Source organism: Salmonella enterica subsp. diarizonae, from assembly GCF_008692785.1.
In the GTDB taxonomy this organism is placed as follows: Bacteria; Pseudomonadota; Gammaproteobacteria; order Enterobacterales; family Enterobacteriaceae; genus Salmonella; species Salmonella diarizonae.
In genome coordinates this window covers 21780-34753 of sequence record NZ_VXJV01000018.1, presented here as the reverse complement: position 1 = coordinate 34753, position 12974 = coordinate 21780, and the positions used below count along the sequence as shown (strand labels likewise).

At 47.5% G+C, this 12974-nt stretch carries 9 protein-coding genes; all 9 read left to right on the top strand.

Annotated elements, in window-relative coordinates:
* Positions 1-225: 225 nt before the first annotated feature.
* A complete protein-coding gene (gene traJ / locus F4V72_RS23435; protein ID WP_136057863.1) occupies positions 226-585 on the top strand; it encodes a conjugal transfer transcriptional regulator TraJ in 360 nt (119 codons plus the stop codon).
* Between the two features lie 29 nt (positions 586-614).
* Positions 615-3251 carry a TraI/MobA(P) family conjugative relaxase gene (gene traI / locus F4V72_RS23430; RefSeq protein ID WP_150342513.1) on the top strand — a complete coding sequence of 879 codons (2637 nt, stop codon included), beginning with the start codon at positions 615-617 and terminating at the stop codon, positions 3249-3251.
* Positions 3252-3362: 111 nt separating this feature from the next.
* On the top strand, positions 3363-5309 hold the full coding sequence (locus F4V72_RS23425) for a type IV secretory system conjugative DNA transfer family protein (protein WP_136057864.1): 1947 nt from the start codon (positions 3363-3365) through the stop codon (positions 5307-5309).
* Entirely contained in the window at positions 5306-5839 is a 534-nt protein-coding gene (gene traF, locus F4V72_RS23420; protein WP_136057865.1) for a conjugative transfer signal peptidase TraF, read from the top strand. The genes F4V72_RS23425 and traF overlap by 4 nt, the downstream gene beginning before the upstream one ends.
* 21 nt (positions 5840-5860) lie before the next feature.
* Positions 5861-6145 (top strand): hypothetical protein, encoded by a 285-nt coding sequence (locus F4V72_RS23415; RefSeq protein ID WP_136057866.1) that lies wholly within the window; start codon positions 5861-5863, stop codon positions 6143-6145.
* A gap of 35 nt (positions 6146-6180) precedes the next feature.
* Positions 6181-8217, top strand: a complete 2037-nt coding sequence (locus tag F4V72_RS23410; RefSeq protein WP_136057867.1) for a DNA topoisomerase 3 — start codon at positions 6181-6183, stop codon at positions 8215-8217.
* Positions 8218-8232: 15 nt separating this feature from the next.
* Positions 8233-8418 (top strand): conjugal transfer protein TraD, encoded by a 186-nt coding sequence (locus F4V72_RS23405; protein ID WP_150342512.1) that lies wholly within the window; start codon positions 8233-8235, stop codon positions 8416-8418.
* A gap of 5 nt (positions 8419-8423) precedes the next feature.
* Positions 8424-12215, top strand: a complete 3792-nt coding sequence (locus F4V72_RS23400) for a zincin-like metallopeptidase domain-containing protein (protein ID WP_150342511.1) — start codon at positions 8424-8426, stop codon at positions 12213-12215.
* 179 nt (positions 12216-12394) lie between these two features.
* Complete coding sequence (locus F4V72_RS23395; RefSeq protein ID WP_136057820.1) at positions 12395-12886, top strand: hypothetical protein; 492 nt, start codon at positions 12395-12397, stop codon at positions 12884-12886.
* Positions 12887-12974 lie beyond the last annotated feature (88 nt).

Genomic DNA, 12974 nt, shown 5'->3' with positions numbered 1-12974 from the left:
TTTTTTCGTTATATCCACATTTTTACACAAAAAAACACGACATTCCAGTTTCCTTTGTGTAGACTTTCCTTGGCGTAAACATCGGCGAAAGCCGGGCAGGACATGTAAAGTTAGCTAACCTGTAAACAGGTTATCAAACTTTACTTTCCCCTTATTCGCATCTTCGATTCTCAAGGGGAGTCCTGCTCTGCGAGGCTACGCGGCTACCGCCGCGAGTGAGGTCAAATGACGGATCAAGTGAAAAATACACGTAAGCATGGCAAGCACATTCGTGTGCCAGTTCTTCCTGAAGAGGAAGCGATCATTAAGCGCAATGCAGACGCAGCCGGTCTGAGTACCGCAGCATTTTTGCGTAAAGTCGGCATGGGTTACGAAGTTGAATCAATGGTTGATATTGAGCAGGTAAGAGAGTTAAGTCGCGTCAATGGTGATCAGGGAAGGCTTGGCGGTTTGCTCAAATTGTGGTTGTCCAATGACGAGCGCACCAAAAATTTTTCCCCCTCACTGATTAAGACTCTGTTGGGAAAAATCGACTCTACGCAGAACGCTCTGCGCGACATTATGGACAGGATACTGAGCAAGTAGATTTTAGCGGCTAAAATCCAGGGGGTATCTTGATTTCGCGTCACATCCCAATGCGCAACGTTAAAAAAAGTAGTTTTGTGGAACTTGCCAAGTACCTGCAAGACCCGCAAAACAAACAGGAGCGCGTGGGCGTTATCAAGGTTACGAACTGTCATCAGGAAAATATTCTTGATGCGGCTCGTTATGATATTGAGGCAACACAGCGGCTCAATACGCGCGCTGAGGGCGATAAGACTTATCATCTGGTTGTTTCCTTCCGTCCTGGAGAAAATCCGTCACAGGAGGTTCTGGACGCTGCAGAAGAGCGCATTTGTGCGGCTATGGGATATGCAGATCATCAGCGCGTAAGTGCTGTTCATTACGATACCGACAATGTTCATATTCATATAGCTATAAATAAAATCCATCCCGAAACGCATAACATTCATACTCCCTACAACGATTACAAAACGAGATCATCAGTGTGCCTGGCGCTTGAAAAAGAGTTTGGACTTGAGCAGGACAATCACCAGGCGACACGAACACGCTCTGAAAATAATGCTGCTGATATGGAAAGGCACTCTGGCAGGGAAAGTTTACTTGGCTGGATAAAGAGGGAGTGCGTAGGTCAACTAAAGAGTGTGGCTAACTGGCAGGAGTTACATCAGGCAATGCGCCAGAATGGGCTTGAATTACGCCAGAAAGGGAATGGATTCGTTATCACTGGTCCCGATGGCCTGGCTGTAAAGGCCAGCTCTGTAGATCGCTCACTTTCCCGCACTGCGCTTGAGAAGAAATTAGGCTCGTTTGAACCTTCCATACCCGATACAAAACCCTCCAGACCTTCCCCGGAAGCTATTAAACAGCGATTCGGTCCAGCTATACACGTTAAGCGACCCGGAGAATGCCCCCCTCCAATGCTTGAAAACCGACAGGTTAACCTTGGGGATGTTCCCGTCATGCAGATTAATAGTGGTAAACGCTACGAAGGTAAACCGCTGGGTTCTCAGGGAGCTAGTACCTCAGCACTATACGGGCGCTACCAGGGCGAACAGCAACGGCTTACAGCTGCACGTAACGAAGCACTGCGTCTGGCAAAAGTTAAACGTGATCGCCTGATTGAAAACGCAAAAAGAACAGGGCGATTGAAACGATCAGCCATCAAGTTACTGAAAGGTCCTGCCGTGAATAAACGCTATTTGTATGGTCTGGCAAGTAAGGCTCTTGGGGAAAAACTTAAACGGGCAAATGCCATTTATAAAAAAGACCGACAGGCAGCCTATGACATTCATAAACGCCGTACCTGGGCTGACTGGCTGCAGTTTAAAGCCGCAGGTGGTGATGATGAAGCGCTGAAAACTTTACGCCAGCGGAATGCACAGCAGGCCCGTAAAGAGGCCAACATCCTGCATGGCGATAAGGTGAAAAAAGATGGTCGTATCCCCGGCCTGAAACCGGATAGTGTCACGAAGGAAGGGACGATTATTTACCGAGTGGGAGAGAGTGCTATCCGTGACGGTGGTAAACGTCTGGATGTATCCCGCGATGCCGGTGATGACGGTCTTCATGCAGCACTGCTGATGGCTAAACACCGTTACGGAGACAAACTCACTGTTAACGGCAGTTTTGAATTTAAAAAACGCATTGTAGCTGTAGCCGCTTCGCGTGAGCTGAGCGTGTCATTTGTCGATCCTGAACTGGAAAAGCTGAGACAAATTCTGACTAAAAAAGCGGCTCGCGAACGCGAATACATCCACATTCCCTTTGAGCAAAGAGGCAAGGCACGTAAAGCCGGGGCAATGTGGGATAGTGAAAAGAAATCCTGGTTTGTTGGTCCTTACGCAACCAGAGATCGGATTGAAAACTTCATCCGCATGAATGAGGAAAAAGACAATGAGCAAAGACGACAAAGAAATACCGGGACAGAACGAAGCGACCCCGGACGAGAACGAAGCAGCGCTGGAAATGCTGCTGGTGCAGATGAGCCAGGATTCTCAGGAAGAAGTCCCTCCGCTGATGCCGGAACCGGATATGGCAACAGCCAGCGCCGAGGACGAACTGGCACAGGCGATGGCGTTACTGCAGCAGGAGGCCAGCCAGGAAGGACTGATGACATCACCCGTGCAGGGAGATGTCAAGCAGCCGAATCAAATGGCGAACGAGGACATAGTCAGCCCAACGTTGCGCGACCTGGACGCCAGCCGCCGCCCACAGCAAAAAACCGTCTGCGAGCAATGTCCGAACTCGGTATGGTTCGCATCGCCGGAGGAAGTAAAGTGTTACTGCAGGGTAATGTTTCTGACCAGCTGGAGCACAAAACAGCCGAACATTCTCATCAACTGCGACGGGATATGGTTGGGGCAGGAGGAATAACAACGCCTGCTGAGGTTAAGAAATCGCTGAGTAGCGCTGAAAAATATATCAGTGAACGTGAGGAAAAACGCTTTAAAGGGTTCGATATACCGAAGCACAGGGTGTATAATTCGACAGATAAAGGTCTGTTTGAATATGCAGGCCAACGTAAAAGTGGGCTTGAAATGTTAGCACTGCTTAAACGGGATGATGAAATTGTTGTTATACCCGTCAGCGATTACACAGCCCGGAGACTACGTAATCTTAACGTCGGGGAGTCAGTCACGCTGACCCCTTCCGGTTCTGTAAGGACAACGAAAGGAAGAAGTCGGTGAAGTTTCATTCCCCTAAAGGCATGGGGGCCGCTGATCCCACTCGTTCATGACCTGGTTCAGTCGTAGTGACAGACGTCACCCCTGATGACAGGAATATAAAAGAGGAAGCCCATGAGAAAACCTAATAATGCCGTAGGGCCACAGGTTCGCAATAAAAAGAAAACGGCGAAAGGGAAGTTGGTTCCTGCAATGGCGATTACTTCACTGGCAGCTGGCATCCAGGCTGCAACACAGTATTTTGCTTACAGCTTTAATTATCAGGAACTGCTGGGACCAAATTTCAACCACATTTACGCGCCGTGGTCCTATTTCAAATGGTATTCAGCATGGCATGAGCGTTTACCAGATGCGTTTTTTGCGGCGGGCAGTGTGGGGACTATGGTTGCAGCCGGTGGTCTGGTTCTGACCGCTCTGACAAGCATGATGAGAGCTAACTCATCCAAAGCGAATGAATATCTTCACGGTTCTGCTCGATGGGCTGACGAGCAGGATATTAAAGCGGCTGGCCTGCTGGGTAATAATGAAGGGGTGTATGTTGGTGCCTGGGAAGACAAAAACGGTCAGTTGCAGTATCTGCGTCATAATGGCCCGGAGCACGTACTTACCTATGCCCCGACCCGTTCCGGTAAAGGTGTTGGTCTGGTTGTTCCCACATTGCTTTCATGGAAACATTCAACGGTGGTGACTGACCTGAAAGGCGAACTGTGGGCGATGACGGCGGGATGGCGAAAAGAATATGCCAAAAATATCTGTCTTAAATTCGAGCCTGCAGCGGCTAATGGTTCTGTCGCATGGAATCCTCTCGATGAAATTCGGGTGGGTACAGAAAACGAAGTGGGTGACGTTCAGAACCTTGCCACGCTGATTGTTGACCCGGACGGTAAAGGTCTGAATGACCACTGGCAGAAAACGTCTCAGGCATTGCTGGTTGGTGTGATCCTCCATGTGCTTTACAAACACAAGAATGAAGGTACGCCAGCGACACTACCGTATGTAGATTCCATCATGGCTGACCCGGAAAGAGGGGCAGGGGAACTGTGGATGGAAATGACGCAATACGGCCACGTAAATGGCGAGAATCATCCAGTCGTGGGTGCTGCTGGTCGCGACATGATGGACCGACCGGAAGAGGAAGCCGGTTCTGTACTGTCTACCGCGAAATCTTACCTTGCCCTTTTCCGTGATCCGGTTGTGGCTCGTAACGTCAGTGAGTCACATTTCAAAATTAAAGACCTGATGAACCATGACGATCCGGTTTCGCTTTACATTGTCACTCAGCCAAATGACAAAGCCCGTCTGCGCCCGCTGGTTCGAATCATGCTGAACATGATTGTTCGCTTGCTGGCCGATAAACTGGAGTTTGAGCGTGTCGATAATAACCTTACGCTTTGGCAGCGCTTTAAACAGGCATTTGGTTTCTCTGTTCAGGGAACCCGACGGGTACAGACAAAAAAAAGCTACAAGCATCGCCTGCTGGGTATGATCGATGAGTTCCCGAGTCTGGGTAAACTCGAAATCATTCAGGAGTCGCTGGCCTTCCTTGCCGGATACGGTATCAAGTTCTACCTCATCTGTCAGGATCTTAATCAGCTACGTAGCCGTGAAACAGGTTATGGACCGGATGAAACAATAACCTCGAACTGCCATGTGCAGAACGCATATCCACCTAACCGTACTGAAACCGCAGAACACCTTTCTAAGTTGACCGGTCAGACAACGGTTATCAAAGAGCAAATCACGACCAGCGGGAAACGTGCCAGCGCGGTGCTGGGCGGGGTATCAAAAACCATGCAGGAAGTTCAGCGCCCACTACTGACCGTGGACGAATGTCTGCGTATGCCTGGGCCTAAGAAGAATGCGGAAGGTTTAATCACCGAGCGTGGCGATATGGTGATCTATGTGGCAGGTTTCCCGGCCATCTATGGAAAACAACCGCTATTTTTCCAGGATGAGATTTTCTCGCTTCGCGCTTCTGTACCTGAGCCGAAAACTACCGATCGTATTCGCGCCGCAGCTGCTGCGAATGATGGCGACAGTAATGAGGCAATTGCAATATGAGAAAATTAACCCGGTATGCTGCCATCGGCGTCATTTCAGCCTCACTTATTGGTGCTGTTGTGTGTGGTCTTGGTTATGCCTCCGGGTTGCGTATCAATACCACGAAAAGTATCCCTGTTGGCTTGTACAAAATTAGTCAGAAAGCGCCAGAAAAGGGCGACTATGTTATTTTCTGCCCGCCTGAAAAGGTTATTTTTTCCCTGGCACAAAAGCGCGGTTACATCGGCAGCGGCTTTTGCCCTGGAGGGTATGGCGAAATGATGAAGCGGATTTTAGCGGCTAAAGGTGATGAAGTGGCTTTTCGTGATGACGGCGTTTACGTCAACGGACAGTTATTACCGTACAGCAAGCCGTTTAGTGTCGATCCAGGCGGGCGTGACCTGCCCGCTATTCGTGAAGTGTATACGCTGAGTAAATCTGAACTGTTGTTAATGACAGACCGCAGCCCTTCATCTTTTGATGGGCGATATTTTGGTACAGTCACAAGAAAGCAAATTATTTCCACAATTTTACCTGTCTTTACCTGGTAAAGAATAATAGGGGAGTTTGTTATGAGTTTATTTAATAAGAATGCAGAGCGGGAGAAATTAGAGGCATTGGAGCATGTGATTTCTCAAAGTTGTCGTGGTATTCACAAACGAATTGATGAAAACCGTGAGTTGCTGGCTTTACTTTATAAAGAGGCTCCAGAACTTATGGATAAGTGTTTCTGGATTCATGGATGGATTGAAAGCCAGGATAAGTTCTTAAATGAACTGGCTGATGTTTCAGGGGTAAAAAATCCTTTTCCATCTAGTAACTACCCCCGACCTTTTCCGACTGAACCTGTTAATTAAATTATGGTGAAATAATAGATTCCAATGAGGTAAAAATGAGAGTCTTTATTGCAGAAAAACCCAATGTTGCAAAAGCTATTGCTGCAGTATTGGGCACAACAAATAAAAAAGACGGTTACATTGAGTGTGGCAGTGACTATGTAACATGGTGCTTTGGTCATATGTACGAGCAGGCTGAACCGGATGCTTATACACCAGATGAAGTGCCGCGCAATGAAAACGGTAAAAAAATATGGCGCGAAGATGATCTGCCAATTATCCCGGAAAAATGGATCATTAATCCTCGTGAAGATGCCGGGAAACAGCTGAAAACTATCCGGCATTTGATTGAACGGGCCGACACTATCGTTAACGCTGGCGACCCGGACAGGGAGGGGCAGTTACTGGTAGATGAAATTCTTGATGACGTGGGATGTACTAAGCCAGTGTTGCGTTACTGGTGTAATGCGAATGATACCGTTAGTGTCACAAGGGCGCTGAAAGCACTGGAGAGTAACGACAAATATGTTAACTTTGGCCGGGCGGCTCTTGCGCGTGGTAGGGCTGACTGGCTGGTTGGTATGAACCTTTCACGCGGCTTTACACTGAAAGCGGCGCGTGGTGGTTCGCGTGTACTGCTGACGGTCGGGCGTGTACAGACACCGACACTGGCGCTTGTTGTTGCCCGCGACCTTGAAATTGAAAACTTTAAACCTGTTCCGTATCACAATATTCGTGCCGTTATTAAATACGGTGACAGTGCTTTTGTTGCTGCCTGGAAAGCCCATGAAGATCAGGCTGGTCTTGATTCAGAAGGTCGCCTGGTTGATACCAAAGAAGCTGATAGGCTGGTTAACCAGTTAACCAACAGCGAAGGTAGTGTTGTTGAATACAAACAGGAACCGAAGAAACAGAATCAACCAAAGTCATACTCCTTTTCAGATCTGATCGCACAGGCTTCCAGCAGTTACGGTTACAGTGCCGAACAAGTAATGGCAACCTGTCAGTCATTGTATGAAACGCATAAATTGACCAGTTATCCGCGATCTGATTGCTCTTATTTGCCGGAATCACAACATGCCGATGCGCCGGAAGTATTTAAATCCCTGCGTCAAACCTATCCCGACATTTCTGGGCTGATTGATAATGCTGACACAAAAATAAAGTCAAAGACATTTAATGATTCCAAAGTTACCGCGCACCACGGCATTATTCCCACTCAGCATAAAGGTGATGTGAACAGGTTATCACCTGTAGAACGCAATATTTATGATCTGATTGTCAGGGCTTATATCGCACAGTTCTATCCGGTTCACGAATTTAAGGCGACTACGATTGTACTGGATATTAAAGGTGAGACCTTTATAGCAGGTGGCAAAGTTGTTACGAAAAATGGCTGGAAAGATGTTTATACCACTGCAGATGAAGATGATGATGACGATAATGAAAAAGAAGCAGAACAGAAATTGCCCGTTATGAAAAACGGCGACAGTGTGTTGTGTGTTCAGGCTAAACGTATGGATGCAAAAACAAAAGCACCACGTCGCTTCAATGACGGTACGTTGAACACCGCAATGGTGAATATTCATAAATTTGTCGATGATCCGGCGCAGAAAAAATTATTACGTGAGGGGGATGGAATCGGTACGGAAGCCACTCGCGCTACCATTGTAAGTGAACTTAAAAAGCGGGGTTTTATTGAGAATAAGGGGAAAGACATTATCAGCACCCGACTGGGAAGAGGGTTGATTGCCATTCTTCCTGAACTGGTAAAAAGCCCTGTTATGACGGCCATTAATGAACGCATGTTGCTTGAGATCGAACAGGGCAAACGTGACGTTAATTCATTTGTTAAACATCAGGAAAAATTTGTACGCGATCAGATTAAGGTAATTAATTCTGGTGCAATTAAAGTTGCTGGCGGTGTCCAGATTTCTGATAAGTACAAATGCAAGGTATGTGGTAAAGGTTTGATTCGTCGCCTGTCCAAAAAGAATGGTTATTTCTGGTCCTGCAGCGGCTATCCAACCTGTAAAGAGTCTTACCCGGATATTAAAGGTAGTCCGAACTATAACCCCGTAAAACGTGCTTAATCATGGAGGCAGTATATGACTGACACTAACGAAGTAACTCGCCCGGATATGAACGATGCAATACAGGAAAAATATCGCGATCTGATGACACCGGGATATGTAGCCGAGTTTTCCCCGGATGAAGCTGATCTTGTGGGGGCGTTCGAAGATGATGCACTGAATGCGCGTGACGCATACGAAAGTGCTTTTGATGCGGAGTAACGACCATGGCTGAAGCTAAAGCGAAAAAACCATTTCATGAGATTGTGGCTGAAAACCTGATAGCCCAGCTCAAAGAGGGTACGGCGCCATGGCAGAAGCCATGGAACCCCGGCGCTCCTGGTGCGGCTCTTCCCATGAACCCTACCACCGGTAAACGCTATAAGGGTATTAACGCCATTCACCTTATGTCACAGGGTTACAGCGATCAGCGCTGGATGACCTATAAGCAGGCGACAGCTGCAGATGCGCAGGTAAGGAAAGGCGAAAAAGGTACTCTGGTCCAATACTGGAAATTCACTGAGGAACGTATCAAACGCAACGATGATGGTAGAGTAGTGCTCGATAAAGATGATAACCCGGTAAAAGAAATCGTCCAGTTGGAGCGTCCGAAGGTATTTAACGCCGTTGTGTTCAATGCCGAGCAGATTGACGGTCTTCCACCGATGGCCGTTCGCCAGGATAAGAGCTGGAACAGCATTGAACGTGCCGAATCCATTCTTGAAGCCTCTGGCGCGAAAATCTCTCATGACCAGGTAGACCGCGCTTTTTATCGCATGTCTACAGACAGTATTCACTTGCCGCAGCAGGCCTCCTTTCCCGGTGCCGACCGTTACTATGCCACTGCACTTCATGAGCTGGGCCACTGGACCGGTCACGCATCGCGCCTTGATCGTGACCTGGCTCATCCCTTTGGCAGTGAAGGTTACGCCAAAGAGGAACTACGTGCAGAAATTGCCAGTATGATCATGGGCGATGAGCTGGGAATTGGTCATGATCCTTCTCAACACGTTGCCTATGTTAAATCCTGGATTAAAGCCCTGCAGGATGATCCGCTGGAAATTTTCCGTGCTGCGGCTGACGCCGAGAAAATTCAGGGCTATGTGCTTGGTCTGGAACAACAGAGGATTCAGGAAAAGCCGGTGACGCTTGAACAGGAACAACGTAACCGTGAACATTCTGAAGTTATGAGCGAAATTAACCGACTCACTAACCCGGCAATTGTGGATAAAGAAACGGCTCAACTGTACCGTGATACTTTCAATACGTTTGAACATACGGCACAGGAAGCCGATTACGTTGTGTACTACAGTTGGGGCCAAAGCGAATTAGGCGATCAGGTCATTCGTATCAACTATGAAGATAGTGATGGTAATACGCTGCCGGTTCACAGCGATGTTGTTGGTCGTGGAAAGGCGTTGACTTATATTGGTGATGAGCGTGTACCCGGAACGGGGTTTACGTCTGATAGTGATTGGCAAAGTAATGCTCTTAAAACTGCTTTTGCCAGTATGGATAACAATCTGAATTTAGCGGCTAAAAAAGTGCATAGTCAGATAGAAAATGTCGGCAGCGATCCCCGTGAATTGCTGCAGGATGTTAAGTTTCCTAAAAACTGGTGGCCTAACTCAAAAGCAGCTACAGGGGCTGATATGAGCACAAAATCTGAAACGACTATCACACAGGAGCAACAGCGGCAGTATCGCGCTGAGAAATTCATTCTTTCTAACCTCGATAGCGGGCTTTCTAAGCATGTTCCTAACATGAACCGTCGCCAGCTTACACTGTCACGTAATGTCCTTTTTGATGCGTTGAATAGTAGTCAGGAGAGTGATTTCTGGAAGCGTAATAGTGAATTTCAGTCTTCATTCAGTCAGAACTGGACTGAGGCTCAGGACAAGATTAAGAACGCATATCGTGAGCTTGATTTTGCATTAACTTTACTTCCTGAACCGAAGTATAGCGTTGTAGAAAATCCCAGTCAGGATGAAAATGTCAATATCATCACGCAGACTAACAGCGCTATTAAAGCCCTGGCTATTATGAGTGAAGGTGAAAACCGTTATATTTATGATAACCGTCTATTAGAGAACAGCCGGGTTGATCTGGATGACGAAAATAGTAATTTCCGTAGAACCCTCGATACTGAAATTTCAGTACAAAATCAAGGTATTCTGGATATTGTAGGTAATGAGTTTAACGTGATTCCTCCAGGCGAGGCACCTGCATGGTATCAGGACCGTGTTGAAAGCCTGATGGAACGCGCTGATAACCCGGATGAAATGAAGAGTGCTCTTGATGCGCTGGGGCCGGAGCCAGACGGAAATGAGGCTGTTTTCCTTACTGAAGAAGGCAGGCGTATTCTCCCGGAATTTAGCCTGAAGGTTGCACAGGAAAATACCCCAATCAATGTTCCCTATAAAGAGCGAAATGATGCTAAAGAGCTTGGGGCTAAATGGGATCGAACCGAACAGACCTGGTTTGTACCAAAAGGCGTATCGCTGGATAAATTTGCAAGATGGAGCCGTGAACCAGCTGTAGTTGTAGAAGAAAAATCACAGGTCGTGTTCGCGAAGGAAGTAACGCTGGATGCGGGCGAACGTCAGGATCTTGCCGTCCCTTACAAAGACCGTGCAGAAGCCAAAGCAGCTGGCGCGAAATGGGACAAAGAGAAAAAAACCTGGTACGCCGAAGCCGGGGCAGATATGGAAAAACTGGCGAAGTGGAAACCTGAAAATATTGTGATCGAGCAGTCACCTGCCATGACACTGCAGGAGGAAGTAGAAACCGCGCTGAAAGATATTGGGTGTATCCTCGATGCCGATACTGACCGGGGCCAGAAACATCCAATTATGGACGGTAAAAAGCATCGAATTACGGTAGAGGGTGACAAGAAAGGGGAAAAGTCCGGTTTTTATATCATCCACACTGACGGTCATCCTGCAGGCTTTATGCAGAACAATCGTACCAAAGAAGAGTTACGCTGGTCTTCCAAGGGGTATGTGCAGTCCGACGAAGAAAAAGCGCTTCTGCGGGCGCAGGCTGCGGAAAAACAGGCCGAAAAAGCGGCACAGCAGCAAAAGGACCATGAGTCTTCTGCAAAGCGTGTGGAGAAGCAGCTCGCCAAACTCAATGAGCCTCAGCAGCAGACGGCTTACCTGGAGAAAAAAGGGCTGCAGGTGCATAAAGGCGTGTTTACAGATAAGGACGGTCAGAAAACCTTTATTCCTGCTTATGATGTGCAGGGAAAGCAGTGGACAATGCAGTATATCAACGAGGACGGTACGAAACGTTTTGCCAGGAACGCCCGTAAAGAGGGATGCTTCCATGTTGTCGGCGGACTGGACGCGCTTAAGGAAGCGCCTGTGTTGATTGTGACCGAGGGTTACGCAACGGCAGGAAGCATCACAGAGGCTACTAATATGCCAACGGTCGCTGCCTTCGATTCAGGTAATCTGGAACCTGTCGCTAAAGCACTTAAAGAAGCCTATCCCGATAAGCCAATCATCATTGCCGGTGATGATGATATTTCTCAGTCATGCAAAATGAAGGTGAAGGATAAGGCCAGTGTAAACGTTGGCCGAGAAAAAGCGCTGGAAACAGCGAAAGCTGTCGGCGGTGTGGCGGTATTCCCTGTTTTTGCTAAAGGTGAAGTGCCGGGTAAAGACGAACTCAGTCAGATTAAACCGGCAGCGTATCTGGCACATCAGTCAGCCCTGCGTAAACTGGAGGCTCATGCCAGCGGCGATAAACCACTCCCAGATACTGAAGTGGAGGTGCTGCAGGCAGCACAGCTATCGGAAAAGCAGCTTGATATCCTTCGCCGAGCGGATCGTTACACCGACTTCAACGATCTGGCCGTAAATAGTTCTCTTGGTCGGGAAGGTGTAGCTATGCAATTAAAAGCCGTCATTGCTGACCAGTTGAATAAAAAACAGCAACGGTCTCTGGTTCAGACCGAAGATAAAAAGCTCGTTCAGGAAAAAGAGAAAAAACGGACCATTCGACATGCGATGTAAGACGTTTTTACACTGGCCCTGCCTGCGGGCCAGTATACCCAGGATGCTCTGGCTCTCCGCCCTGAAGGTCAAGGTTTTACGGTACACTTGGATAAGGATATTTGTGTCATAATGAAGCCGGAGGGATCGATTGATATATGTGTGTTGAATAACGATGGCGAATTTATTAAGGATTGAAAATGAAAAAGGTCTATATTGCTGCATTATTATTGATTTTCTCCCCTTTGACTTATGCTACCGGTATTCCCTGCGCGGGTTGTGAAGGCGGTGACAACGGGAATAAAAGAAGCTCTGACGAGATACCTGTAATGGTAACGCTTGATACTCCGATTGAGAAAAATGACGTTACGCCAAAAGAAATAAATTTAATCTCACAGGACAGTAAATGTATTTACTCTGGCGTGCTAATGCAGACTCTTTCTGAAAATAAAGACAGTCGTATTATTGATGTGAATAAAAGAATTTGTGGTACAACGGCAGAAAAGGTTTCTTATTCTGTTTTCAACATTAGTGCGAGTGAACAATACAGCAAGGGTACACAGCTAAAGCTGTATCATGCCGCCGTAATGACTCCAGCAGGCCCGTTATTCAGCGCCGATGTAATGAGCGAAATGATTAAAAATATTACCGATGCAGCTGAACAGGCCAAGGCAAAAGGACTAACTAAGTGAGTCATTCAGATAAAAGGTCCGAGTTTTTGTATATGTTTCGGCGCTGCAGAACGATAGAGACAGTTGAACGCCTTTATGAACACAAACG